The sequence below is a fragment of the Mycobacterium sp. NGS39 genome, assembly GCF_059812765.1.
In genome coordinates, this window is record NZ_JCALDH010000003.1 from 76,256 (window position 1) to 101,805 (window position 25,550).

General features: G+C 65.6%; 26 protein-coding genes and 2 pseudogenes. 20 read left to right on the top strand and 8 right to left on the bottom strand.

The genetic code is table 11. From position 1 onward, the window contains the following. Nucleotides 1–4: 4 nt before the first annotated feature. A complete protein-coding gene (locus AC5Y39_RS05000) occupies nt 5–505 on the bottom strand; it encodes a hypothetical protein (protein ID WP_500016470.1) in 501 nt (166 codons plus the stop codon). A gap of 269 nt (nt 506–774) precedes the next feature. Between AC5Y39_RS05000 and AC5Y39_RS05005 the strand changes: the two genes are divergently transcribed. The 6 genes and pseudogenes from AC5Y39_RS05005 to AC5Y39_RS05030 all read left to right on the top strand — a co-directional run bounded on the left by AC5Y39_RS05005 (nt 775) and on the right by AC5Y39_RS05030 (nt 6,819). Further along, nucleotides 775–1,464, top strand: a complete 690-nt coding sequence (locus AC5Y39_RS05005; RefSeq protein WP_500016169.1) for a sensor domain-containing protein — start codon at nt 775–777, stop codon at nt 1,462–1,464. Nucleotides 1,465–1,625: 161 nt separating this feature from the next. Next, nucleotides 1,626–2,736, top strand: a pseudogene (locus AC5Y39_RS05010) (cytochrome P450). 90 nt (nt 2,737–2,826) lie between these two features. Continuing rightward, nucleotides 2,827–4,719 (top strand): acyl-CoA dehydrogenase family protein, encoded by a 1,893-nt coding sequence (locus AC5Y39_RS05015; protein ID WP_500016170.1) that lies wholly within the window; start codon nt 2,827–2,829, stop codon nt 4,717–4,719. 154 nt (nt 4,720–4,873) lie between these two features. Next, on the top strand, nt 4,874–5,440 hold the full coding sequence (locus tag AC5Y39_RS05020; RefSeq protein ID WP_500016171.1) for a hypothetical protein: 567 nt from the start codon (nt 4,874–4,876) through the stop codon (nt 5,438–5,440). A 76-nt stretch (nt 5,441–5,516) separates the two neighbouring features. Then, nucleotides 5,517–6,428, top strand: a complete 912-nt coding sequence (locus AC5Y39_RS05025; protein ID WP_500016172.1) for a mycobacterial-type methylenetetrahydrofolate reductase — start codon at nt 5,517–5,519, stop codon at nt 6,426–6,428. Between the two features lie 79 nt (nt 6,429–6,507). Continuing rightward, a complete protein-coding gene (locus AC5Y39_RS05030) occupies nt 6,508–6,819 on the top strand; it encodes a hypothetical protein (RefSeq protein WP_500016173.1) in 312 nt (103 codons plus the stop codon). A gap of 18 nt (nt 6,820–6,837) precedes the next feature. On the opposite strand, the gene AC5Y39_RS05035 is transcribed toward AC5Y39_RS05030, so the two are convergent. The 3 genes from AC5Y39_RS05035 to AC5Y39_RS05045 are packed head-to-tail and all read right to left on the bottom strand — an operon-like array spanning nt 6,838 to nt 9,585. Further along, nucleotides 6,838–7,989: an acyl-CoA dehydrogenase family protein gene (locus AC5Y39_RS05035; RefSeq protein WP_500016174.1), complete on the bottom strand. Its 1,152-nt coding sequence runs from the start codon at nt 7,987–7,989 to the stop codon at nt 6,838–6,840. A 37-nt stretch (nt 7,990–8,026) separates the two neighbouring features. Continuing rightward, complete coding sequence (locus tag AC5Y39_RS05040; RefSeq protein WP_500016175.1) at nt 8,027–8,572, bottom strand: TetR/AcrR family transcriptional regulator; 546 nt, start codon at nt 8,570–8,572, stop codon at nt 8,027–8,029. Then, complete coding sequence (locus AC5Y39_RS05045) at nt 8,569–9,585, bottom strand: tocopherol cyclase family protein (protein WP_500016176.1); 1,017 nt, start codon at nt 9,583–9,585, stop codon at nt 8,569–8,571. Before AC5Y39_RS05045 ends, AC5Y39_RS05040 begins: the two co-directional genes overlap by 4 nt. A 94-nt stretch (nt 9,586–9,679) precedes the next feature. On the opposite strand from AC5Y39_RS05045, the gene AC5Y39_RS05050 reads away from it, so the two are divergent. Further along, on the top strand, nt 9,680–9,814 hold the full coding sequence (locus tag AC5Y39_RS05050) for a hypothetical protein (RefSeq protein WP_500016177.1): 135 nt from the start codon (nt 9,680–9,682) through the stop codon (nt 9,812–9,814). On the opposite strand, the gene AC5Y39_RS05055 is transcribed toward AC5Y39_RS05050, so the two are convergent. Next, nucleotides 9,782–10,792, bottom strand: coding sequence for a prenyltransferase (locus AC5Y39_RS05055; protein WP_500016178.1), 1,011 nt, complete (start codon nt 10,790–10,792; stop codon nt 9,782–9,784). The two genes, AC5Y39_RS05050 and AC5Y39_RS05055, sit on opposite strands and share 33 nt — an antisense overlap. A 65-nt stretch (nt 10,793–10,857) precedes the next feature. Between AC5Y39_RS05055 and AC5Y39_RS05060 the strand changes: the two genes are divergently transcribed. Further along, entirely contained in the window at nt 10,858–11,268 is a 411-nt protein-coding gene (locus tag AC5Y39_RS05060; RefSeq protein ID WP_500016179.1) for a TIGR03668 family PPOX class F420-dependent oxidoreductase, read from the top strand. Between the two features lie 19 nt (nt 11,269–11,287). Here AC5Y39_RS05060 and AC5Y39_RS05065 read toward each other — a convergent pair whose 3' ends face one another. Together AC5Y39_RS05065 and AC5Y39_RS05070 are read right to left on the bottom strand one after the other, a co-directional pair. Next, complete coding sequence (locus tag AC5Y39_RS05065; protein WP_500016180.1) at nt 11,288–11,773, bottom strand: SRPBCC family protein; 486 nt, start codon at nt 11,771–11,773, stop codon at nt 11,288–11,290. Further along, the gene (locus tag AC5Y39_RS05070) at nt 11,739–12,818 is read right to left on the bottom strand and encodes a phosphatase PAP2 family protein (RefSeq protein ID WP_500016471.1); all 1,080 of its coding nucleotides are present in this window, start codon (nt 12,816–12,818) and stop codon (nt 11,739–11,741) included. The genes AC5Y39_RS05065 and AC5Y39_RS05070 overlap by 35 nt, the downstream gene beginning before the upstream one ends. A 607-nt stretch (nt 12,819–13,425) precedes the next feature. On the opposite strand from AC5Y39_RS05070, the gene AC5Y39_RS05075 reads away from it, so the two are divergent. From AC5Y39_RS05075 to AC5Y39_RS05130, 12 genes and pseudogenes are all read left to right on the top strand, one after another. Further along, nucleotides 13,426–14,190: an MlaE family ABC transporter permease gene (locus AC5Y39_RS05075; RefSeq protein ID WP_500016181.1), complete on the top strand. Its 765-nt coding sequence runs from the start codon at nt 13,426–13,428 to the stop codon at nt 14,188–14,190. Between the two features lie 37 nt (nt 14,191–14,227). After that, nucleotides 14,228–15,073: an ABC transporter permease gene (locus tag AC5Y39_RS05080; RefSeq protein WP_500016182.1), complete on the top strand. Its 846-nt coding sequence runs from the start codon at nt 14,228–14,230 to the stop codon at nt 15,071–15,073. 4 nt (nt 15,074–15,077) lie between these two features. Beyond that, nucleotides 15,078–16,451, top strand: coding sequence for an MCE family protein (locus AC5Y39_RS05085; RefSeq protein ID WP_500016183.1), 1,374 nt, complete (start codon nt 15,078–15,080; stop codon nt 16,449–16,451). Nucleotides 16,452–16,494: 43 nt separating this feature from the next. Continuing rightward, on the top strand, nt 16,495–17,523 hold the full coding sequence (locus tag AC5Y39_RS05090) for an MCE family protein (RefSeq protein WP_500016184.1): 1,029 nt from the start codon (nt 16,495–16,497) through the stop codon (nt 17,521–17,523). Between the two features lie 44 nt (nt 17,524–17,567). Next, nucleotides 17,568–18,854 carry an MCE family protein gene (locus AC5Y39_RS05095; RefSeq protein WP_500016472.1) on the top strand — a complete coding sequence of 429 codons (1,287 nt, stop codon included), beginning with the start codon at nt 17,568–17,570 and terminating at the stop codon, nt 18,852–18,854. A gap of 2 nt (nt 18,855–18,856) precedes the next feature. After that, nucleotides 18,857–20,221, top strand: a complete 1,365-nt coding sequence (locus AC5Y39_RS05100) for an MCE family protein (RefSeq protein WP_500016185.1) — start codon at nt 18,857–18,859, stop codon at nt 20,219–20,221. Then, nucleotides 20,218–21,099, top strand: a pseudogene (locus AC5Y39_RS05105) (MCE family protein); the annotation flags it as partial. The gene AC5Y39_RS05100 and the pseudogene AC5Y39_RS05105, both read left to right, overlap by 4 nt. Before the next feature lie 141 nt (nt 21,100–21,240). Continuing rightward, nucleotides 21,241–22,695 carry an MCE family protein gene (locus AC5Y39_RS05110; RefSeq protein ID WP_500016473.1) on the top strand — a complete coding sequence of 485 codons (1,455 nt, stop codon included), beginning with the start codon at nt 21,241–21,243 and terminating at the stop codon, nt 22,693–22,695. Then, nucleotides 22,662–23,264 (top strand): Rv1363c family protein, encoded by a 603-nt coding sequence (locus AC5Y39_RS05115; protein ID WP_500016186.1) that lies wholly within the window; start codon nt 22,662–22,664, stop codon nt 23,262–23,264. Before AC5Y39_RS05110 ends, AC5Y39_RS05115 begins: the two co-directional genes overlap by 34 nt. A gap of 41 nt (nt 23,265–23,305) precedes the next feature. Next, complete coding sequence (locus tag AC5Y39_RS05120) at nt 23,306–23,971, top strand: Rv1363c family protein (protein WP_500016187.1); 666 nt, start codon at nt 23,306–23,308, stop codon at nt 23,969–23,971. Next, complete coding sequence (locus AC5Y39_RS05125) at nt 23,941–24,303, top strand: DUF732 domain-containing protein (protein ID WP_500016188.1); 363 nt, start codon at nt 23,941–23,943, stop codon at nt 24,301–24,303. The genes AC5Y39_RS05120 and AC5Y39_RS05125 overlap by 31 nt, the downstream gene beginning before the upstream one ends. Beyond that, nucleotides 24,300–24,935: a CAP domain-containing protein gene (locus tag AC5Y39_RS05130; RefSeq protein ID WP_500016189.1), complete on the top strand. Its 636-nt coding sequence runs from the start codon at nt 24,300–24,302 to the stop codon at nt 24,933–24,935. The genes AC5Y39_RS05125 and AC5Y39_RS05130 overlap by 4 nt, the downstream gene beginning before the upstream one ends. Nucleotides 24,936–24,955: 20 nt before the next feature. Here AC5Y39_RS05130 and AC5Y39_RS05135 read toward each other — a convergent pair whose 3' ends face one another. Then, nucleotides 24,956–25,546 carry a rhodanese-like domain-containing protein gene (locus AC5Y39_RS05135; RefSeq protein WP_500016190.1) on the bottom strand — a complete coding sequence of 197 codons (591 nt, stop codon included), beginning with the start codon at nt 25,544–25,546 and terminating at the stop codon, nt 24,956–24,958. Nucleotides 25,547–25,550: the final 4 nt, after the last annotated feature.

Genomic DNA, 25,550 nt, shown 5'->3' on the forward strand with positions numbered 1-25,550 from the left:
GGTGTCAGCGTTTGCCGTAGCCGACCTCGGCCGGCAAGGGCGGCCCGGACGGCGTCGTCGGAGCCGGTGTCGTCGGAGCCGCCGGCGAAGCGGGCGCTCCCGGGCGGTGGAAGTCGACCATCTTCTCCTCACGGATCACCCTGTTGTCGACGGTGACCGACAACGAGTTCGCGGTCACGAAATAATCCACGCCGTCGTTCTTGGCGACGAACCCCCCGTCACCGGACTCCGAAGCAGCCAGAATCACCTTCGCGCCGTCGCGCACACGGACACCGCGGTACTGATACTGGCCGCCCGGGGTCTTGCAGATCGCCACCCGCGACGAATCCGTGCTTCCGAAAACCACGGCAGTGTCCGGTGCGGTGCACCGCGCAGTCGAGTCGACGTAACCCTGCCCGTCGCTGGCAGGCGCAGCGTGAGCCATTGGGAGTGCGATGGTGAGCAGGGCCGAACCCGCCGCCGCGGCGATGGCCAGGCGACGCGTCGAAACCGCAGAGAACGACATCACCTCCACCAGACCACGGTTCGGCGGACCGTGCGAGCGTCGGCTCCAAGGCACAACCGAATTGTTAGCGATCAGAAACCTCGGCGTGTCGACAATTTCGGGTATTTCCAGGCCGTGGCCTGCAACTGTAGGTTTTGCCGCAGCTGACGCCATGATTGGAAGGGCCCGGTCATTGCCATACCAGCCCCCTTGTCCGCCACGCCGCAGGCCGCACCTTGTCAAGCGAACTTCGTTGAGCGACAGCGCAAGACCATGTGGAGGATGAACGCATGCGCCATCTGACAGCTGTAGTCACCGTCGCCGTCGCATGTGTCCTCGCCGCAGCCTGTGGCAACAGCAACGAGGGCAGCAAGACGTCGAGCAGCAAACCAACGACGACGACCGTCGCCGCACCTCCGCTCGCCGATACCGACCTGCCCGGGTTGCTGCTCAGTCCCGAGGAAATCAACGCCGCCATGGGCGCAACGGAAATGGTGGTGTCGAACACTCGTTTCGAGATGTCCGACGACAGCGCCTTGATGGAGCCTAAAGAATGCCTCGCGATCGACGGGGCGGCGCAGGCGCAGACGTACGCGGGCAGTGGCTTCACCGCTGTGCGTGACCAGACGCTGCAAGAGGGCGACAACTTCACGCATTTCGCCGAGCAGGCGGTGGTGCTTTTCCCGAGCGCCAAAGAAGCCACCGCGTTCTTCACCGCATCGGTCCAGCAGTGGCCGGCTTGCCATACCTACAAGCACCTTCAGTCCGGCTCTGAATGGCAGGCGGGACCGATATCCAACGCCAACGGCATCTTGAGCATCACCGCGAGTCAACAGAACGCGAAAGCCCCCGGCTGGGCGTGTGGGCGGGCTCTGGCAGCCCGCAACAACGTGGTCGTTGACGTCAACACCTGCAGCCCCAACCCGGCAGACACCGCGGTGAAGATCGCCGCCCAGATCGCCGCCAAGGTGAAGCACTAGCAGCGCGGCTAAGAGTCCACTGCCACAGGCACACAACGACTCTCACGATCTCGACGTGTGTGCGGCCGTCGTCGGCTTGAATGTCATATGCCGACGTCGAGAAGAGAGCCCATGAAGAGTCGTGAAAGCGCCGTTGTGCTGTCCGAAATGGGAATCGCGCTGTGACCGCGTCGACTGCGACCGTGTCGCAGAAGCCGGTCGAATTCGATCCTTACTCTGACGACTTCTTCAATTCTCCCTACGCGACGTACCGCCGGATGCGTGACGAAGCGCCGGTGTACTACAGCGAGAAATACGACTTCTACGCGCTGACCCGCTACGAAGACGTCGCGCCGGCGTACAAGGACTTCGAGACGTACTCGTCGGCCAAGGGCGTCACGCTCGACATGGTCAAGGCCACGGATCTGAAGATGCCGGAGGGCCGGCTGATCATCATGATGGATCCGCCCGAGCACGAGGTGATGCGCAAGCTGGTGAACCGGGTGTTCACGCCGCGCGCCGTCGCAGCACTTGAACCGATGATCCGGGAAAAGATCTACGACGTCGTGAAGACGTTGAATCCCGAGTCGTTCGATGCCGTCGCGGATTTCTCGGCTCTGTTTCCGGTCGAGATCATCACCGCAATGCTGGGCGTCCCGCCCGAAGACCGCCAGCAACTTCGCATCTGGCTGGACAAAGGACTGGAACGCGCGCCGGGATCGATGAATCCGTCCCGGGAAGGTATCGACTCGATGATCAAATCGGGGACCTACTATTACAACCTGATTCAGCAGCGCCGAGCCGAGCCTCGCGACGACATGATCAGTCGGCTGATCGAGACGGAAGTCGTCCAGGACGGCGAGGTGAGGCGTCTGGATGACGTCGAGATCGCGGGTTTCGCCAACATGTTGGGCGGTGCGGGCGCCGAAACGGTGACGAAGCTCGTCGGCAACGCGGTGGTGGTCTTCGCTGAGAACCCCGACCAGTGGCAAGAACTACGAAACGACCGCAGCAAGATTGCGGCGGCATTCGAGGAGTTGCTCCGCTACGAGGGGCCGTCGCAGTACAACGTGCGGTACACGATGCGCGACGTGACGTTGCACGGCACCACGATTCCGGCCGGCAGCACCGTCGTGCTGATCAACGGAGCCGCGAATCGTGACGAGAGAGTGTTCCCGGATCCGGATCGGTTCGACATCCACCGTGAGCGCAAGTTCGGCTACAACAGGACTGCGTCGGGTGCACATGACCAACGTCTGCGGTTGGTCGAATGTCCCTGTTCGCGCTGCCTGACGTCGGTTTTCGCCAGTCCGGGCAATGTGCGGCACCTCTGCGTGAGCGGGGTTACTGTCGAGTAACAGCCCAGCTTCTGTGGAGGTCGACATGACCGTGACGAAGGAAGTCAGCGAGCAGCAAGCCCGACAAGTCGCCGAGCAGGCGCGTGAGGCGCGATGGGAGCACCCGAGTTTCGGCAAGGAGCTGTTCTTGGGCCGCTTGCGGCTGGACCTGGTTCATCCGCACCCCAGCGGTGCCCCGGAAGCCGTCGAGCGCGGGGAGGCGTTCCTGGCAAAGCTGCGCGCCTTCTGCGAATCCGAGATCGACGCCGCCGTGATCGAACGCGACGCGCAGATCCCGGACAACGTCATCCGCGGCTTGAAGGATCTCGGTGCGTTCGGCATGAAGATCGGTACCGAATACGGCGGCGTCGGTCTGTCGCAGGTCTACTACAACAAGGCGCTTGCGCTCGTCGGGTCCGTGCATCCGTCGCTGGGCGCGCTGCTGTCCGCGCACCAGTCGATCGGGGTGCCGCAGCCGATCAAGATGTTCGGCACCGAAGAGCAGAAGCGCACCTGGCTGCCCCGGTGTACCCGCGAAATCAGCGCGTTTCTGCTGACCGAACCGGACGTCGGCAGCGACCCGGCCCGGCTACACGCCACCGCCACGCCCGACGGCGACGACTACGTCCTCAACGGTGTCAAGCTGTGGACCACCAACGGGGTGATCGCCGACCTCCTGGTGGTGATGGCGCAGGTGCCCAAGAGCGACGGGCACCGAGGCGGCATCACCGCGTTTGTGGTCGAGGCCGACGCGCCCGGCATCGTGGTGCAAAACCGCAACGCATTCATGGGACTACGCGGCATCGAGAACGGGTTCACCCGGCTGACGGATGTGCGGGTCCCGGCGGCCAACAGAATCGGCCGGGAAGGCGAAGGCCTCAAGATCGCGCTGTCCACGCTCAACGTCGGACGCCTTTCGCTGCCCGCGGTGTGCACCGGCTCGGCGAAGTGGTGCCTGAAGATCGCCCGGGAATGGTCGCGCGAGCGCGTGCAGTGGGGGCGGCCGGTCGGTGAACACGAAGCCGTGGCCGGCAAGGTGGCGTTCATCGCGGCCACCGCCTACGGGTTGGAGGCGATGCTCGATCTGGCCAGCGAGCTCGCCGATGCCGGCGGCGCCGACATCCGGATCGAGGCCGCGCTGGCCAAGCTCTACGGCTCCGAGATGGCCTGGCTGATCGCCGACGAGCTGGTGCAGATCCGCGGCGGCCGCGGTTACGAGACCGCCGCGTCGCTGGCCGCCCGCGGCGAGCGTGGCGTGCCCGCGGAACAGATCCTGCGCGACCTGCGGATCAACCGCATCTTCGAAGGCTCCACCGAGATCATGCATCTGCTCATCGCCCGCGAAGCCGTGGACGCGCACTTGTCGGCGGCCGGTGACATCATCGACCCGCAAGCCGACGTGCGGCGCAAGGCCCGAGCAGCCGCCCAAGCGGGAAAGTTCTACGCGCGCTGGCTGCCCACCCTGGTCGCCGGCAAGGGGCAGCTGCCCACGTCCTACCCCGAGTTCGGCCCGCTGGCAGCGCATCTGCGCTACGTCGAGCGGGCCAGCCGGCGGCTTGCCCGCAGCACCTTCTACGCGATGTCGAGATGGCAGGGCAGGCTCGAGCACAAGCAGCGTTTCCTCGGGCGGATCGTCGACATCGGCGCTGAGTTGTTCGCGATGACCGCCGCGTGCGTGCGGGCGCAGCGCGACAACGCAGACCCCACCGCGGTCGAGCTCGCCGACGCGTTCTGCCGTCAGGCCCGGGTCCGCACCGAGCAGCGCTTCGACGAACGATGGCACAACAGCGACGACTCCGACCGGGCGCTGGCCCGCGCGGTGCTCGACGGCCGCTACACCTGGCTGGAGGAAGGCATCCTCGACCCGTCGATCGACGGCCCCTGGATCGGGCAAGACGGCGGCGCCAGCAAGGACGACGTGCACCGCGTCATTTCCTGAATCAGGTTGCGCCACAACAAGTTCCGCACCATGAGTCTTTGGAGGTGGCCAGCTGGACAGCTTCGCGCGACTCAATGCGGTCGGGGCGGCCCTAGCCGCCGCGGCGATCGCGATATCACCGGCACCGGCGTCAGCTGATCCGGCCGCAACTGACGTGATCACCGCCGTCGCGGTCAGCCCGGCGGGCGAGCCGATCAACGGCTACCAGGAGGCGCCGGCTCAGGGAAACGTCACCGCGGTCACCGACTGCACTGCGCCGTCTCCGTCGGCGCTGGCCGACGACATCTACTCGTGCTCCCCAAGCGCCGCCGGCGCCGGAACCTGCTGGCCGTCGACGCCCGGATCGCTGCTGTGCATCGACGATCCGTGGAGCAAGCGGCTGCACCGGGTGACCTACGACGGTCCGCTCCCACACGTAGCGCCACCGGCTGTCACCGATCCGTTCGCGCTGCTTCTCACTGACCGCACCCGCTGCCTGCTGCGCAACGGCGGCGCGTGGGGCGGCCGCGACGACGGCTACGTCGGCGTCTACGGCTGCGGCGACGCGACCTCGAATCTCGCAGTGCTGTGGTTGCCCAGCGCAGGCCCCGGCACGTGCATCGACCGGTCGCAACCACTGTGGACGGTCAAAGTCGGACAACTCGGTAGTCCGGGGGAGCGGTTTGCGCCGCCGCAGATCCGCACGGTGGCCAGCGCATGGTTCGCCGGCAACGCCGTCTAGTCACCCCACGACGCACCCCTCGGCAAGTTCTGTAGGGTGATGCACCGATTCCGGGCCGTCGAATGAGGAGCAGCTGGTGACGCTCAACACCGTCGCGCTCGAGCTCGTACCACCCAATGTGGAGCGAGGTCGGCAGCAGGCGATTGAGGATGCGCACAAAGTGCTGCAGTTTTCCGCCGAGTCCGGCCTGGAGGGCCGGATCCGGCACGTGATGATTCCCGGGATGATCGCCGAAGACGACGACCGGCCCGTCGAGATGAAGCCGAAGCTCGACGTGCTCGACTTCTGGTCGATCATCAAGCCGGAGCTGCCGACGGTGAAGGGACTGTGCACGCAGGTCACGGCGTTCATGGACGAGCCCACGCTGCGCGAGCGCGTGGCGCAGCTTTGCTCGGCGGGTTTCGAGGGCATTGTCTTCGTCGGCGTCCCACGCACCATGCAAGACGGTGAGGGCTCAGGCGTCGCGCCCACCGACGCCCTGTCGATCTACCGGGAGCTCGTACCCAACCGGGGCGTGATCCTCATTCCCACCCGCGAGGGCGAGCAGGGCCGGTTCACCTTCAAATGCAATCAAGGCGCCACGTTCGGCATGACGCAGCTGCTGTATTCCGACGCGATCGTCGGCTTTCTCCGCGAGTTCGCGAAGAGCTGCGACCACCGGCCCGAGATCCTGCTGTCGTTCGGCTTCGTGCCGAAAGTGGAGGCCCGGGTCGGCCTGATCGACTGGCTGATCCAGGACCCCGGAAACGCTGCGGTGGCCGACGAGCAGGAGTTCGTCAAGAAGCTGGCGGGCAGTGACCCGGCGACAAAACGCCAACTGCTCGTCGACCTCTACAAGCGGGTGATCGACGGGGTCGCGGAGCTCGGTTTCCCGCTGAGCATCCACTTGGAGGCGACGTACGGCGTCTCTGCCGCGGCGTTCGAGACCTTCGCCGAGATGCTCGCCTACTGGTCCCCGGCGGTTCCAGGAGGAAGTCCGCGCCACTGAGCGCACAAATCGGATCCGCCGAGGGCACAAATCGGCGCCCACTTGTTTCTCTTTGCCGGGTTGCGGGCACGCTGCGGCCATGGCGTTCAAACTCACATACCGCGATGGACAAGAAGACGATTACGACGACTCCACCAAGTGGGCCGTCGAAGACGGCGTTCTGAAGATGGGGCGAGAGGCCGGCAAGTGGACGGTCCTGGTGTCGCCAGGTCATTGGGCCACGATCGAAGTTCGCGACGACGACAAGAGCGGCCGCGACAAAGACAAGGACCGTGACAAGGACAAGGACCGTGACAAAGACGAGGATAAGGATCGCGAGAAAGACGACGACGACAAAGACGACGAGGACAAAGACAAGCGCGACAAAGACAAGGAAGACGATAGGGACTGACCCGGCCGCCGTCGGCGATCAGACCATCGCGGTCGGCGAGACTTTCAGGCCAATGGCCAACGCACCGGCCAGTTCTCGGCTGACGTCGTAGTCGAAGATCACGTGGCCGCTGAGGACGTCGACGTCACGCTTGAACCGCTGCAGCGGATTGCTGACGAAATGCGCACTGGCACCTGACGATTCGAGCAGTCCAGAGATCACTGCACGCGATTCCCGCACGATGTGTGCAGCCGCCAGCCGGGCGTCGGCGCGGATCGAGCGCGGCACGCGGTCCCCGGTGGCCAGGATCGTCTCGATCTGATGCGTCGTGCCGTCCAGCAGTCCGTGCAGCGCACGCAGCCGAACCCGGGCGTCGGCCAACCGGGCTTGAGCGGCCGGCTTGTCCTGCTGCCGAGTGCCCTCGTACGCGATGACGCGCTCGCCGAGCCGTTCCGCATACAGCTCGGTGACGCGCTCGGCGGCCCCCAGCGCGGGCATCGCGGCCACCAGGGCGAGCGCCGGCACCATCGGCCATCGGTAGAGCACCGCGTCGTGCAGCGCAGCGCCGGGCGCAGTGCCGCGATAGATGTCGACGACTTTGACAAGCCGATGCGCGGGCACAACGACGTCGTCGACGACGACGTCGTTGGACCCGGTGGCCCGCATCCCGTCGGTGTGCCACACGTCGACGACGCCCACTTGCTCCGCGGGAAGCAGGGCCAGTGCCGGATAGATCGCGTCGTCGGGTCCGCACAGCGCTCCGACCATGACCCAGTTGCCGTGCATGACGCCGGTGGCCCAGGACCAGCGGCCGCGCAGCCGCACGCCGCCGTCGACGGGGACGCCTCGGCCGGTGGGGGCCAGCGCCGCCGGCGCCAGGAAAGGCTCGCTCGCGAACGCCTCTTCCTGTGCCCGCTCGTCGAATAACGCCAGAAGCCAGTTGTGCAGCGCGTAGAACGCCGCCGTCCACGCCGTCGAGACGCACCCGTGTGCCATCCGCCGCACGGGACCGAATATCTGCGAAAACGCTGCCTGCTGGCCGCCGTAACGCGCCGGTCGGAGGAGTTCGGTGAAGCCCGACTCGGTGAGTTCTGCGACGGTGGCCGCGGGCAAATGCCTTAGCTGCTCGGCCTGCTGCGCGCGCTGGGCCAGCCGGGACACGAATTCGTCGGTGATGGCGCCGGCCGTCATCCCGGCACCGTACCATACCTTTTGGTATGGTCGGCCGTCACGGCCGCAGCATGAAGTCGAGGAACCGCTCACGCTGTTGGGCGGATTGCCTCTTGGGGGTGGCGCCGGACAGATGCAGGAACCCGATGCCTGCGGCGAACACCGTGTCGGCTCGTAGCTGAGCATCGCCGGCGTCAAAGCCACAGTCGCAGAACGCCTCCCGCACTGCGCGCAGCAGCCGCCGGTCAGCCGAACGCACAGCTGCCGCCACCGTCTTGTCCGAGCGCGCCCACTCACGCATCGCTCGCTCCAGCGTCCAGTGCCGCTGGCTGACGAGGGACGACATCATCCGGGACAGCCGTTCGCGCGGCGCGACATCACGCATCCGGGCGATCGCACGGCGATCTTCGTCGCGCAGCTGCGCCCAGGATTCGATCAGCGCGCTGCGGTAGGCGGCCATGTCGGCGAAGTGCCAGTAGAAGCTGCCCTTTGTCACGCCCATGCGTGCGCAGAGCCGGTCGAGCTTGAGTGCGTTTCGCCCCTCCTCGGCCAGAAGCGCATACCCTGCCTTCAGCCAGTCATCTGCCGACGTGCGAGTGGTCACGGCAGTGGGTGGCCGGGCAGGCTGCCGACCTCCAAGCCCGCCATGCTGCAAGTGCCCTCGAAAATGACCCGGCCGAATTCCCTTATGCGGCAACTTAGTCGACCGGCAAGGTGTTCGAAATCGGTGTCGACGTTGCGGCGCTCCGCGGGCAGGGGCACCGGCAGGACATGCGGATCGAGGGCTGTTCCGTCGCCGTCCAGGTCGACCTGATAGCGCAGACCCCTGGCGCGAACTTCCCACCGCCCGTCGCCGACGTCCCACTGCACAAGCTCGGGCGGGGTCACGCGGATCACCTTCTGGCCCAAGCGCACTACCACTCCGCCGACGTCGCGTCCGAGGGGGCCGAGCCGCAGACGCCCGCCCGAGAACGCGACACAGACGTCGGCACCGTCGAAGTCGTGGGCTTGTCCCCACCACCAGCGTTCCGGGAAACCCGCGCCCCAATTGCGTTCGGAATACCACCGGGCATCGTCGAATCGCCAAATCTCGCCGCTGAATTCGACGGTGCCGCTAGCGGATCCACCGAGCCGGTACGGATGCCAGTACTGGTTGAGGAAGGGAACCGAGGAGAAGACTCCGCCTCCGGCGAAAGCCTTGGGCCAAGGGAATGGGTTTTCGAACCGCAGATCGAGGTGAACGTCGTCGAGATCGATGCGAAGCCGTTCCGCCGACGCGCTCAGGGTGCGGGCCGGATCGGTGCCGGCTCGGACCGCGAAATGCGACCGCGGCGCGTGCGCGTCGTCCAACGCCGCCGATCGCACCAGGCCGCCGGGATGCAAAGCCACCGCGACGGTCGCCCAGTCGCCGTCCGGATGACGGTTGACGCTGCACAGCGCCACGGCCACGCGACCGGAAGCCGCGTCGGTGACCCGCCAAAACCAGCCCTCCATCTCCGTTCCGTGGGACGGCAGAGGGTCGCCGAAGGGCACGTCGGCGCCGGTGCGCCGGTACAGGTCGACAAGGCGGTGTACAGCCCCCAACGATCCGTTGCGCAGGTTTTCAGTCAATGTCATCGGCGACCTCCCGGGGCAACTCTAGGTATAGCCGAGTGCTGCTCGCCGAAAGTGGGTAGCCGTCAACGAACAGCCAACGAGGGGAGAAGCGCTCATGCGCGCCGAAGAAGGCGACGAATCGATCGAAGAACTCGCAGCAGACGCCAAGAAGTCGCAGAAGAGAATCGACGAGGCGGTCGACAACCCCGAACGCGAGTCAGATCACCCGCAGCACCGCGCCGATCGCTAAGCCGGCGACAAGCAGTGCGCCCGCCAGCCGCACGTGCAGCCACGCCAGCGCGGCGTACCACAACGGCCACACCGGAAACTTCGGCGGCGGCTCCGCCGGCGGGGGCTTGCGGAAGTACGGCCAGACCTTCACCAGCCGGGGCAGCGCCAGCACCACCACCAGCGCCGGCCACGGCATCGCACCTACCGCCACACACACGCCGACCAACACGTAGAAGCCGACCATCATCGCCAGCGTCGTGACCCGGGCGCGCGACTCGCCGAGAAGAACCGGCACCGTGCGAATGCCCAGCGGCGCGTCGTAGGGGATCTTGTCAATGTGCTTGCCCATCAACACCGTTGTGCACAGCAGCCCGTACGGCAGCGACGCCAGCAGCACGTCCCACCCGACGTGACCGACCGCCGAATAGTAAGTGCCGCAGACCATCAACGGGCCCCACACGACCAAGACGTCGGGCTCGCCGAGTCCGCGCTTCTTCAACCGAAGCGGAGGCGCGGTGTATGCGACGCTCAGCACGAACCCGGCGAGCGCGAACGCGAGGACGGGCCAGCCGCGCACCAGTGTCAGCACCACTAAAATTGCCAGGTCCGCGAGATTGACCGCCAGGATCGCCGATACCAGGGTGCGCCGGCTCACCAGACCGGACAGCACGGGATGCGGTGCATACAGCGCGCGGGGATAGTTCTCGCTGTCGGTGCCCGCTTTCGTGTCGAACAGATCGTTCATCAAGTTGTTGGCGGTGTGCGCCAACAGGATGCCCACCACCGCGAGCACCAGCCAGCGCCAATCAAGCCCCGGCTCGCCGACCGCCAGCAGCGCCGCCACCAGACCGGCGAACAGCGTCATCGGCAGCACCGCGGCGCGGGTGACGACGATCCATCGGGTCACCGCGTCGACACGGCCGTCTGGGGGCGGGTTCGTAGTGCGCAAGGCGTACAGCCATGAACTGATGCGCGACCGCGTCGCGACCTCGGCCATACGGACAGCGTAGGCCGATGTTCAGCGCTGGTCACCGCGCTTTGGGATACAGATACTGTTCCTCGATGACCGACGAATTCGATGCCCGCCAACGATTCACCGACGCGCAGGTGGCCTGCCTCGCCACCGCCTCGTCCGACGGTGTGCCTCATGTCGTGCCTGTCGTGTTCGCGGTCGCCCACGACGTCGTGTACACCGCGGTGGACACCAAGCGGAAGACCACCCACCGCCTGCGCCGGCTGCGCAATATCGAGCAGAACCCGCGCGTCAGCCTGCTCGTCGACCACTACGACGACGACTGGAACCAGCTGTGGTGGGTGCGCGTCGACGGGCTCGCGCAAATTCATGACCGGGGTGAGGAGATGGCCACCGGATATGACCTGCTGCGCCGCAAGTACCCCCAGTACCAACGCATTTCGCTGACCGGTCCGGTGATCAGCATCGCGGTGAGCCGCTGGTCTTCGTGGCAGTCCTGATCGCGACCCGACAGACGGCTCAGTGGTGATCGGTGCGGGTCAGCTGACGCTCGAGCTCTGCCAGCGACTGCCGGGCGTAGCCGCGCCACAACCAGCCGAACACCGGCAGCGCCGGCGCACCGAGCCGTGAGCGCGGATGGATCGTCCACCGCCAGGTCACAGTGGTGCCGTCGCCAGTCGGGTTGAACAGCCACTCGCCGTCCACCTTGCTGACCAACGGGGACAGCGGACCTTTGATGTCGCGCAGCACGTAGCGAAAGGCGTGCGGCGGTTCCACGTGGGTGAGCTCCTCGCGCATGCTGCCACCACCGGTCAGCCACACCGTGCGCGTCTGACCGGCGCCGTCCCAGCCGCCGGTTTGCTCGGTCACCTTGCTGATCGGCGGGATCGGCCCGTACCAGCGCTGAAACAATGTCGGCAGTGGCAACGGCAGGGTGCCGGCGAAGGCCCGCTGGGCGTCGACGGGAATGTCACGAGACTGCTTCACAGTCAGCGGCTTCGTCATGGCGCTGATCGTAGTGGGGCAGTGTGGTGATCTCCGCGGCCACGGACCGGCGCGACTCGAAGCGGCCGATCCCCAACGCCACCACGGCGGCCAGCCCCCAGCCGAGCAGGATGTCGATGACGTAGTGCTCGGCCGAGTACACCAGTGTGAAGGCCATCATCAACACATATGCCGCCAGAATCGGACGCCACCGGCGTTGCACCCGAGTCCACAAGAACGCCGCGATCATCGCCGAAAGCGCGGCGTGCAACGACGGAATGGCAGCGACCATGTTGACGCTGACCTGGCCGCTGTTCACCAGGTCGCGGGCGACGTGGAGGTGCAGCGTCTCCCATCCCCGGGTGGAGATCCGCTCGACGAACTGATTCGCGCCCGGCTGAGTCATCTGCATCGGTCCCAGCAGCCCGCCGTCGGGCACGCCCGCGGGGGAGCCGAACATGCACGCCGGATACGACGGGCCGCCCGCCACGTCGGCAGCCGTGCACCGGGCGGCCGCCCACGGCGGCGCGGCGGGCAACACGATGTAGATCGCCAGCGCGGTGAACGACAACGCGACGAAACGGCGCACGAACGCCTTCCAGTCCTCCCGTGAACGCAGCCACAGCGCCCCGGCCACCACGTAGGGAAGGATGAAAAACGACATGTACACGGTGCTGACGGCGACCTCCCACCACGGCGGCGCCGCCAACTTGATGTGCTCCTGCAACCAGACCGTGGGCACTTTGCCGAAGAACAGCCACTTGTCCGCGTCCACCTGCCATTGCCAGAGGGTGGGTGTGCCCACGAGTTTCGCCGCGCCGCGGCTCACGTCGTAGACCAGCAGCACCACCGCAAACGGCAGCCAGTCGCGGATCACCATCAGCATCTTGCGGCGACCGATGCTGGCCGCGATGAGACCGGTCGCGATGTAGAGCAGGATCAGTTCGCGGTTGAAGGCCAAGCCCGCGGTCAAGGTGCGGTAGACCACGACGACGGCCCATGTGGTGACCGCCGCGCGCCGTATCAGCGTGAGGCGCCGCTGCCGGGCCGCGGCGTCGTCGTCCAGCGACGATTCGAGTTCCCTGCGTCGACGGAGGACGTCGGGCAGCCGCGAAAACCGTGCGGATGCTGTCTCCACGTCCACGCTCAAGACATGAGCCTTTCAGCCAGCCGGATACCAGGTGCAGCCGACCAGGCGTTTCGGCCGCGCGTTTCCGAAGTCTAGATACTCGCGAGAGACACCCACGTCGCCGCCTGAACACGACTTGGTAACCGGGGAGCTGCCGTGGGCCACGCCAGGTGGGCGCCGGAGTCGGTTCTGGCCACCGGCGCGAGTTCAGAAAGTCGACCCAATTCGACTGCAGTCGAGGGTATGAAATTGGTGTTTTCAGCAACATTTCAGGTCGGCACGATTAAATCGAAATGAGCCGAACCCAAAAGTGTTGCTGCGACCAGCAATTCAAGTAATTGACGCGGACGATTGCGCAGCTAGCGGCGTTGACAGTGAACCGCGGCACTCCTAACGTCCTGCGCACGCTGGCGATGATAGGAATGCAATTGGAACCCGTATATGAAGTTCCGCGCGCCGCGGCGATGATGCCGCGGCGGTCGCCTTTTGTGGGCGCATATCGGCGAGAAAGTAAGCCGGCGCCGAGAATTGTCGCGCAGCGACCATGACGACGGTGGTGTGGTCGAAGCCGGCCGTTGCGATCGGCGACTTCGTAGTGCTCGCGGGCGAGACTCTGGCCGCGACGTTCCGTCGACCCTTTGCATGGCGCGAGCTGCTGGATCAGATCTGGTTCGTGGCCAGGGTCTCGATCGTTCCCACGCTCGTGCTGTCGATCCCGTACACGGTGCTCATCGTCTTCACGCTCAACATCGTGCTGCTGGAGGTCGGCGCCGGCGATCTGTCCGGTGCCGGCGCGGCGCTGGCGTCGGTGACGCAGGTCGGCCCGGTGGTGACCGCGATCGTGGTGTCCGGCGCCGCAGCCACCGCGATGTGCGCTGATCTGGGCGCCCGGACGATTCGGGAGGAGATCGACGCGATGAAGGTCATCGGCGTCGACCCTGTCCAAGCACTTGTGTTGCCGAGGGTCATCGCCGCGACGTTCGTCGCGATGATGCTCTACTCGGTGGTCGCCGTGGTCGGGCTGTTCGGCAGCTACTTCTTCGTAGTCTTCGTCCAGCATGTGACGCCGGGTGCGTTCGTCGCGGGCATGACCCTGCTCACCGGGTTGCCCCAGGTGATCGTGTCTTTGGTCAAGGCGCTGCTGTTCGGACTGTCGGCCGGTCTGATCGCGTGCTACAAGGGCCTGCACGTCGGCGGCGGCCCGACGGCGGTCGGCAACGCCGTCAACGAGACCGTGGTGTTCGCGTTCATGGCGCTGTTCTTCATCAACATTCTGGCCACCGCGTTCGGCGTGAAGGTCGCGCCGTGACCACGTTGCGTTGGCCGAGGACGGTCCGGGGCCGCGCATGACGGCGGTCGAGGAGTCCGCACCGGGCGCCGAGTTCCTGAACGGCCTCGTCGCCGGCACCCGCAGGCTGGGCGAGCAGACGGCGTTCTACGGCCAGGCGCTTGGCGCCGTCGCCGACGCGGTCCGGCGCTACCCGACCGAGGTGCTGAGGCTGGTCGCGGTCATGGGTATGGGCAGCGGAGCCCTGGCCGTCATCGGCGGCACCGTCGCGATCATCGGTTTCCTCACGCTGTGCACGGGCGCGTTGATCGCCGCACAGGGCTACAACACGCTGTCCAATGTCGGCATCGAAGCCCTCACCGGTTTCCTGGGCGCTTTCCTCAACGTGCGATTCATCGCGCCGGCCACCGCCGGGGTCGCTCTGGCCGCCACGATCGGTGCCGGCGCGACCGCCCAGATCGGCGCAATGCGCATCAACGAAGAAATCGACGCCCTCGAGGTCATGGGCATCCGGCCGATCACCTACCTCGCCTCAACCCGAATCGTGGCGGGGGTGATCGCGGTCATCCCGATCTACACGATTTCGGTGCTGATGTCGTTTCTGGCGACACGATTCGGAACGACGATCGTCTACGGCCAGTCCCGTGGTGTCTACGACCACTACTTCTCGACGTTTTTGCACCCGATAGACCTCTTCTGGTCGTTCGCGGAGGCGCTGGCCATGGCTGCCGCCGTGATGGCGGTGCACACCTACTACGGGTACACCGCGACCGGAGGTCCTGCCGGGGTCGGCGAAGCCGTCGGCCGTGCGGTGCGCACGTCGATCACCGCGGGCGTTTTCATCCTGCTGACCATCACGCTGTCCGTGTACGGGCAGTCCGGAAACTTTCATCTGTCGGGGTGACGGGATGAGCGAGCAGAAGACGAACTCGCCCCGGCGGGAACGTATCGATCCGATTTGGTGGGCGCCTGTGCTGCTCTTGGTGATCACAGCGCTGTCGACGCTCACCGCTTTTCAGTTCTCCGGAACGCTACGCCAAACCGTCCCGCTCACAGTGGTGTCCGACAGGGCCGGACTGGTGATGGAAGACGGCGCGAAGGTCAAGTTGCGCGGTGTCCAGGTCGGCGAGGTGGTTTCTGTTGGTGCGCAGCCGAATTCAGCCGGGACCAACGTCTCCAAGCTGAACCTCAAGATCGACCGAAGAAACTTTCGGTACCTACCGGGCAACCTCGAGGCGGAGATCAAGGCGAGCACGGCGTTCGGCGCCAAGTACGTGGACCTGGTAGTGCCGGCGACCGGCGCCAGTGCCCAGCGCCTCGAGCCGGGAGCCGTGCTGCACTCGCGCAACGTGACCGTCGAAGTCAACACGGTGTTCGAGAACCTGCAGTCGGTGGTCCATTCGGTCGACCCGGCGAAACTCAACGCGGTGCTGTCGGCCGTCGCGCAATCGGTGCGAGGCAAAGGTGATCGCATCGGCGAGGCGATCACCGATGCGAACGCCGTACTGCAGGCGGTGAACCCGCGCATGCCCACGGTGCAGCAAGACTGGCGATTGTTCGGTCAGACTGCGCAGGCGTATTCGATTGCAGCGCAGGACATTCTGTCGATTCTCGACTCGTTCACGACGACGAGCACGACGATCAGCACGCACGACAAGCAACTCGACGAGTTGCTGCTGGCGGCAATCGGCTTCTCCCGGTCGGGCATCGACACAATCGGGGCCAACCAGCCGAATCTGGTCGATGCCGTCAACATCATGGTGCCCACCACCGACCTGTTGTTCAAATACTCGCCCACCTACGCCTGCCTGTTCCAGGGCGCGCAGTGGTTCCTCGACCATGGCGGCAGAGACGCGCTGGGCGGCAATGGCAAATCTGTGATCATGGATGCCGCGTTGCTGTTCGGCGATGACCCGTACCGCTATCCCGACAATCTGCCCAGGGTCAACGCCAAAGGAGGCCCCGGGGGCAAGCCCGGTTGCGGTTCGCTGCCCGATGTCAGCAAGAACTTCCCGGTGAAGTATCTGGTCACCGACACAGGATTCGGCACCGGGTTGGACGTGAGGCCCAATCCCGGCATCGGATTTCCCGGCTGGGCCAACTACTTCCCGGTCACCCGAGCGGTGCCGGAACCGCCGAGCATCCGCTATCCCAGCGGCCCGGCGCCAGGACCGCCGCCGCCGTATCCGGGTGCACCTCCGTACGGCGCGCCGGAGTTAGCGCCGGACGGAGCGCCGCTCTATCCGCCGCCGCCCGAAACGCCCCCACCGCCATCGCCCTGACGGTTCACTCGACCAGCCCGTCACCGAGAAAGCAAGGAAAGCCATGAGAGGCACAACCATTCGCGCTGTCACGCGCGTGGCGCTGTTCACCGTGTTGTGCCTGATCTTCATGTTCATCCTCGTCACAGTGTTCGGGCAATTCCGGTTCGGCCACCGCGCCTCCTACCGTGCGGTGTTCACGAATGTGTCTGGTCTCAAGGGCGGCAACTTCGTTCGGATCGCGGGGGTGGAAGTCGGCAAAGTCAAGGGCCTCGCGCTGCACAAAGACGGCACCGTGACCGTCGACTTCGCGATCGACACCGGCTTGACGCTCACCGAGGGGACAAGGGCGGCGGTGCGCTACGAGAATCTGGTCGGCGACCGCTATCTGTCCCTCGACGACGGACCCGGCTCGACGCGCAAACTGCAACCGGGACAAGCAATTCCGCTATCGCACACGTCGCCTGCACTTGACGTCGACGCTCTCATCGGCGGGTTCCGGCCACTGTTCCGTGCGCTGGACCCCCAACAGGTCAACGCGCTGTCCGGCGAATTGCTGAAGGTCTTCCAGGGCCAAGGCGGCACCATCGCGTCCGTGCTGGCGCAGACCTCGGCGCTGACCACCACCCTGGCCGGCCGCGACGAGTTGATCGGCCAGGTGATCACGAATCTAAACACGGTGCTGCACACTTTCGCCACCCGCGATGATCAGTTCTCGCAGGGCCTGGACAAGCTGAGCCAACTCGTGAAAGCCCTGGCCGACCGCAAGACAGACATCACCAACGGCGTGGCGTACATCAACGCTGCGACGGCCTCGGTCGCCGACTTGCTGGCGGCGGCGCGCGAACCGATCAAAGACACCGTCGCGCAGACCGACCGATTCGCCGGACAGGTCATGGCCGACCGGGACTACGTCGACGATCTGGTCAAGACACTGCCTGACGGGTATCAGGTGCTGGCCCGCAACGGCCTTTATGGCGACTACTTCGGCTTCTATCTCTGCGACGCGATCCTGAAAGTGAACGGAAAAGGCGGCCAGCCGGTCTACGTCAAACTCGCCGAGCAACCGAGCGGACGGTGCACGCCCAAATGACCTCATTGCGAAAACCACTCGGCGGCAAGCTGACCCTGCCGGCCATCAAACCGCTGGCTGAGCGCAACCGGCTCGCCGTCGGTGTGGTGGGCATCTCGATCCTGGCCGCCTTGATCGTCGCGGTCTTTTCCTACGACAAGATCCCGTTCATCAAGGGCACGAAAGACTACTCCGCCTACTTCGCCGAAGCGGGAGGCATCAAGTCCGGCAGCGATGTGCGGGTGTCCGGGCTGTCCGTCGGCAAGGTCTCCGACGTTGTGCTGGACGGCACGAAGGTCCTCGTGACCTTCACCGTCGACGACGACGTCGAACTCGGCGACCGGACGGAAGCCGCAATCAAGACCGAGACGGTGCTGGGCACCAAGATGCTCGAACTCACTCCGCGCGGCGACGGCAAGCTCGCCGGTGCCATCCCGCTTCAACGAACCACTTCGCCCTATGATTTGCCGACCGCGTTGGGTGACCTGACCACGGTCATCAGCGGCTTGGACACCACGCAACTGTCCTCGGCGCTCACCACATTGGCAGACACCTTCAGAAACACTCCGCCGGAATTGAAGAACGCGCTCGAGGGGGTAGCGCGGTTCTCCGACACGCTCAACAACCGCGACGCCAAGCTGCGTGGTCTGCTCGCCGATGCTAACAAGGTCACCGCGGTGCTGGCGAAGCGCAGCGACCAGATCGCCGACCTGGTGGCCAATGCCAACGCTCTACTGGCCGAGCTGCTTTCGCAACGAGAGTCCGTCGACGCGTTGATGACGAACGTCGCGGCCGCATCGCAACAGATTTCCGCACTGGTGAACGACAACAGGACACAGCTCAAGCCTGCGGCCGACAAACTCAACGGCGTGCTGGGCATTCTCGACAACCGCAAGAAGGAACTACAGCGCACACTGTATCTACTGCGCCGCTATGCGATGTCATTCGGCGAAGTGCTCGGTTCCGGGCCGTTTTTCAAGGCGTCGCTGGTCAACCTCGCACCCGGCCAGTTCGCGCAGCCCTTCATCGACGCGGCGTTCTCTGATCTGGGCCTGGACCCCAATGTGCTGCTGCCGTCGCAACTTGTGGACCCGCCGACCGGTCAACCGGGCACACCCGCGCTGCCCGTGCCCTACCCCCGCACCGGACAAGGCGGGGAGCCGAATGTCACTCTGCCCGAAGCGATCACGGGTAACCCTGGTGATCCGCGCTACCCGTACCGCGAGCCTCTGCCGGCGCCGGCGCCCGGCGGCCCGCCTCCGGGACCGCCCGCGGCACCGGCGCCTGCCCCGCCACCGACCCCGGTATTCGTCCCTGCGCCAGGCGAAGTGCCCCCTAGCGGAGGGCAGTAGCCGTGCCCACAGAGTCCTCGACTCATCTGCAACGCACCAGACGCCTGCGGGTCCTGCGGATCGCAACCGCGCTCACCCTGGTCGCCGTTCTCGCGATCGGGGTCAGCATGGTCACCACGCCATGGTGGAAGCGGGTGAGCCGGAATGTCTTCGTCGCCTACTTCGCCAACACCAACGGCCTCTACACCGGCGACGAGGTTCGCATCCTCGGGATAGCGGTGGGAACCGTGGAGAAGATAGAACCGCAGCCTGCCGCGGCGAAGGTGACATTGTCAGTGGACTCGAGCTACCCCGTACCGGCAGACGCGCGGGCGGCGATTCTGTCGCCGTCACTGGTCACGGCGCGAGCGATCCAGCTTGTCCCGGCCTACTCCGGCGGGGCGAAACTCGCCGACGGCGCGACGATTCCGTTGAACCGCACCGCTGTCCCCGTCGAGTGGGACGATCTGCGCCAGCAGCTGGAAAAACTGACCGACTCCTTGCAGCCGACCACCCCCGGCGGGCCCAGCGCTGTCGGCGAATTCGTCAACAGCGCCGCGGCCAACTTGCGTGGACAGGGTGACACCGCCCGGGACACCGTCATCAAACTGTCGCAAGCGGTTTCGGCGTTGGGCGACCACAGCACAGACATCTTCAGCACGGTGCGCAACTTGCAGCTGCTGGTGTCGGCGCTGTCCTCGAGCAGCGAACTACTGGCGTCATTCAACAGAAACCTGGCCGACATCACGACCGTGCTTTCGGACACGCCGGACGAGTGGTCGGCGGCGACACAGAGTCTGGACAGCGCGGTGAACAACCTGCGCGGCTTCGTCGCCGAAAACCGGGAGGCGCTCGGTGAGACGTTCGATCACCTCAACGCGATCACCACCGCGCTCAACGACAGCCGCGGTGATGTCAAGCAGATCCTGCACATCGCGCCGACTGTGTTTCAGAACTTCATGAACATCTACCAACCCGCCCAGAGCGCGGTCACCGGAATCCTCGCCCCGGTCAACTTCGCCAACACGGTCCAATTCATCTGCAGCGCAATCCAAGCCGCGTCTCGAGAGAACTGGCAGCAGTCGGCCAAGTTGTGCGTGCAGTACTTGGCGCCGATCATCAAGAACCGCCAGTACAATTTCCCGCCTCTTGGTGTGAACCCGTTCGTCGGTGCGGCGGCGCGGCCCAACGAGATCACCTACAGCGAAGACTGGCTCAATCCCCATCTGCCACCGGCGACCGCCAACGAGACCTATCCGCCCCAGCCGGCCGCGCCGTTGCCGGGCGAAGCGGCGTTGCCCGCGGGTTCGCCGGGACCTGGAACCGCCCAGTCCACCGACCCCAGCCAAGGACTGCGCGGCCTCATGGTGCCGGGAGGATCGCCATGAGACGCAGCGCAGCGGCGGCCTTACTCGTCGCGTCCTTGGCCGCTATCCCTGGATGCCAATGGCGGGGCCTTAATTCATTGAGCCTGCCGGGAACGACGGGCACCGGCGACGGCTCCTACACCATCCAGGCGCAACTGCCCGACGTCGTGACCATCCAGCAGAACACCCGGGTGCGCGTCGCCGACGTCAACGTCGGCAACGTCACCAAAATCGAGGTGCAGGACTGGCATGCGCTGGTCACCATGCGCATCAACCGCGACGTCCACCTTCCGGCCAACAGCACCGCCAAGGTGGGACAGACCAGCCTGTTGGGTTCCATGCACATCGAACTGGCGCCGCCCACCGACGAGCCGCCGCGCGGCGACCTGAAGGACGGTTCGGTGATCCCGCTGGCACGGGCCGCCACTTATCCGACCACCGAACAGACACTGGCGTCGGTGTCGGTTCTGCTCAACGGCGGCGGACTGGCTCAGCTGCAGGAGATCAACCGGACGTTCGCGACTGCGCTGGCCGGCCGAGAAAATGACATGAAAAGCCTTCTGAGTCAACTGGATACGTTCATCGCTCAGCTGAACACCCAGACCGACGACATCATCACCGCCACCGAAAACCTCAACTCGCTCGCCGGCCAGGTAGCCGCGAAGAACCAAACCGTCGACAAGGCACTCACCACGATTCCTCGCGCGCTTGGCGTGCTGTCCGACTCCCGCACCAAACTGGTGGAGGCGATCGACGCGGTCGGAAAGTTCAGCGCCATCGCCGCGTCGACCGTGGACCAAACCAAGCAATCGCTGGTGGCGAACCTGCGCAACATTGCACCCGTGTTGCGCGAACTGGCCAACGCCGGCCCCGCTCTCACCAAAGGGCTCGACTTCCTCTCGACGTACCCGTGGGTGAAAAGCACTCTCGCGAACTGGTTTCGCGGCGACTTCGCCAACATCACCCTGGTCATCGACCTGACTTTGAGCCGGCTCGACAGCAGCTTGTTCACCGGGACCAGCACTTCGGGGGCTACTAGCATGCTGCGCTTGTCACGCGGGGTGTGGATCCAACTGATGATACTCGCCGCCATCACCATCGTCGCCGTCGGCGTCATGGCATTCGGCTTCCTCCACGTCCCCGCCCTGCTGGGAGTCGGGCGGTACACCGTGACGGCCGAACTTCCCACGTCTGGAGGGCTGTACCCGACCTCGGTGGTCAACTACCGCGGCACCGAAGTCGGCCGGGTGGAATCCGTCGACCTCACCCGCGACGGGGTTCGCGCGGTGCTCACGCTCGACTCAGCCGTCGCGATCCCGTCGAATGTGTCGGCCGCAGTGCACAGCCGTTCTGCCATCGGTGAACAGTTCCTGGAACTGACGCCGCAACCAGGGACCCACGACGCGAGTCCGAAATTGCGCGACGGCGACGTCATCCCGGTGGCCAAGGTGCAGGTTCCGCCCGACATCGGACGGCTGCTCGACGCCACCAACACAGCACTGCAAGCGATTCCGCAGGACAACCTGCGCACCGTCGTCGACGAAGCGGCCAAAGCCGTCGGTGGGCTAGGACCGGAACTGTCACGCATCGTCGACGGGTCGACGGCGCTGGCCACCGACGGCGGCAAGACCGTCGAACCACTCGGCAAGCTGATCGACCAGTCGCCCCCGGTGCTGAATTCCCAAGTGCAGACCGCTGATTCGATCCAGACCTGGGCGCAGAGGATGGCATCCATCACCGGGCAGTTGAGCGCGCACGACGCCGCGTTCGCGGATCTGCTCGATGTCGGAGCCCCGGCGCTGCAGGAAGGCAAAGCGCTTCTCGATAGGATCGCGCCCTCGTTGCCGGTGCTGTTGGCGAACCTGGTCAGCCTCGGGGACATCGCGGTGACGTACCGCAACGACATCGAGCAGCTGCTAGTGCTCTTCCCGCAGGGGACCGCCGTCATGTCGGCGATCGCGCTGGCGAACTCCAACACCAAGCAGCCCTACCGCGGCGTCTATCTGGACTTCAACCTGAACCTGAACCTGCCACCGCCCTGCAACACCGGATTCCTTCCTGTCCGGCAGCAGCGGTCGCCGTCGGATCAGGACTACCCGGACCGGCCCGCCGGCGAACTGTACTGCCGGATCCCGCAGGACTCCGATCTGAATGTGCGCGGGGTGCGCAACGTCCCATGTGAGAGCAACCCGGCCAAACGCGCGCCGACCGTCGAGTTGTGCGAAAGCGACGAGCCCTACGTGCCACTGAACGACGGCTACAACTGGAAGGGCGATCCCAACGCAACCCTGTCGGGCCAAGGCATTCCGCAGTACCCGCCTAGCGCAACACCTGCGCCTGCGGCGGCGCCAACTCCGCCCGTCGCATTCGTCCCCTACGACCCGTCCACCGGCACCTACGTGGGCCCAGACGGCCACACCTACACCCAGTCCGACCTGGCTGGCAGCGCGAAAGGCAAGACATGGCAGAGCATGTTGATACCGCCCGGCAACTAGTCGACCCCGACGCCCCCGATGACGCCCCCGATGACGCCCCCGACGATGACAGGTCTCGTGGTGCTGAACCCGTTGCGGCCAAGAGGCTTTCGGGTACCAAGGCAGCTTTCGCTGCGCTGCTGGTCGTGGTGGCGGCGCTGGGCAGCGTGACCGGCTGGTGGGCATACCGCAACTATCAGGACCGTCAGGCACAGGCCCAGCGCAACCTGTTCGTGCAAGCCGCTCGTCAAGCAGCCGTCAACCTGACCACTATCAGCTACACCGAAGTGGACGCCGACGTGCAGCGGATCCTCGATTCGGCGACCGGCACCTTCCGAGACGACTTCCAAAAACGATCGCAACCGTTCGTCGACGTCGTCAGACAGGTCCGCTCGAAGTCAGAAGGCACTGTCGCCGAAGCCGCCGTGGAATCCGAAACCGGCGACCAGGCTCAAGTGCTGGTCGCGGTGTCGGTGAAGACGTCGATCGCGGCTGCGCCAGAACAAGACCCGCGTCGGTGGCGATTGCGGATCAGCGTCGAGAAGACGCCTGACGGCGCCAAGGTATCGAATGTGGCGTTCGTGCCGTGACCACCACCGCAGCCGCTACCGCACAGAAAGAGAGCCGGACCATGTCCATTGACACCGACGCGTTCATCGAGACTCCACCGCCCGACGTGGACGACAAGCATCCGCCGCCGGGCGATGCCGAAGCGGGCACCGGCGAGGGGGGCGGTGGCGGTGAATCGACAGGCGCCGTCGACGAACCGGACGTCGGCGACGGGGCCGAGGAGCCGACCGCGCGACGCGTACACGTTCGCTGGCGGCGAATCTTCGGCTACGGTGTGCTGCCTGTGGCGGCGTTGCTGCTGGCCGTGGGTGCCGGCTACCTGAAGTGGCTGGATGGGTCAGCGAGACAAGCGAATTCGGCTGCTGATGAGGCCGTGCGTACCGCCAAAGACAGCACGGTCGCCCTTCTTTCGTACCGGCCGGAGAACGTGGAGCCGGCTTTGTCGGCCGCCGCTGACCGACTCACCGGCGGCTTTCGTGACCAGTACACACAGCTGGTCACGTCCGTCGTGGCTCCCGGCGCCAAGCAGCAGCACATCTCTGCGGCCGCTACCGTGCCCGCCGCGGCCTCGGTCTCTGCGACCCAAGACCATGCCGTTGTCCTGGTCTTCGTCAACCAGACCACCACCATCGGCCACGACTCGCCCACGCAGACCACCTCCTGCGTGCGCGTCACTCTCGACAAGGTCCACGGTCGATGGCTCATCTCGCAATTCGAACCGGTGTGACGTCCGCCGTGACCGGCCTGTTGGCCTTCGGTATCGCGGTCGCCCCACCCGCAAAAGCGGATGCGGTGGCATATCTGGTCAACGTGACGGTGCGTCCGGGCTACAACTTTCCCGATGCCGACGCCGCACTGGCCTACGGGCACGGCATATGTGACAAAGTGGCCGCGGGTCGTGCCTACGCGCAGATGGTGGGCGACGTCAAGAGCGACTTCGCCACGTCCGACGAGTTCCAGGCGTCCTACCTGATCGGCCAGGCGGTCAACGAGCTGTGCCCTGCCATGATCTGGCAGCTACGCAACTCCGCCGCGGATTACCGGCCGCAGCCGTCATGAGCCGCCGAACAATCCCGATCGCGGTTGCCGCAGTGCTGTTCAGCGGTAGTGCCGTGGCCCCCTTTGCGCACGCCGACAACAAGCGGCTCAACGACGGCGTGGTCGCCAATGTCTACACCATCCAGCACCAGGCCGGCTGCACCAACGACGTGGGAGTGAACCCGCAGCTGCAGCTTGCCGCGCAGTGGCATGCCGTCGACGTGCTCAACAACCGAGACCTGCAGGGCGAGAGGGGTTCTGACGGATCCACGGCGCAATCCCGGGCTGATGCCGCAGGATTCCGGGGCCAAGTTGCCGAAACCGTCGCTGTCAATCCCGCACTGGCCATCAACGGTGTCGAGATCCTCAACCAGTGGTACCACGACCCGGTCGCCTTCGCGATCATGTCGAATTGCGCCAACACCCAGATCGGCGTCTGGTCGGAGAACAGCCTGGACCGCACCGTCGTGGTGGCGGTCTACGGGCAGCCCGCACCAGCTGGCCCGGGCGGCTCACCAGTTGCTGGGAGCGGCAATGTCCCGCTCGACCCGAGTCCCGACTACGACGCCAGCGACGAGATCGAGTACGGGATGAACTGGCTGCCGTGGGTTTTGCGAGGTGCCTATCCGCCGCCCGCCTATCCGCCGTCGTAGAGGCGAAGGGCGGCGAAAAATCAGCTGACCTTCGCGGACCGGGTATCGGCCAGCTGGGTCAGCAGTGCCTTGATGTCGGGCCGCGGGCCACGGTTGTAGGGCAGCTTGGCCAGGGCCGTCGCCATCGGGCAGGTGTTGCTGAGCGCGGCATAGGTCAAGCCGCCCCCGATCGCAGCCGCCACCCACTTCACCTGTGGCACAACGATGCTCCCGAGGATTGCCGACAGGACCACCGAGCCGGCGACCAGACGCACCTGACGTTCCAAGTCCCACCGCTGGACGCCGCGATCGACTGCGAACCCCCGATTTTCCCAATCGAGGACACCATTCTCCAGCACCTGAGCGCCGGTCAGCCCCGCACTTCGCAGCAGCTGGTGAGCTTTGGTCGATCGTTGACCGGATCGGCAGACCAGCACAACGTCGTCGTCATCTGCCAGCTGTGCCGCGATCTCATCCAGATGCTTGTCCAGCACATGGAGTGGCACGTTGTACGACCCTGGGATGTGCGCGGTTTCGAATTCGCTCGGGGTGCGAACGTCCAGAACGCGTAATGGTGCGGAGGATTCGAGCGCTTCGCGCAGCGCGGGGGAGGTGATGCTCGGGGCGGTCATGTTG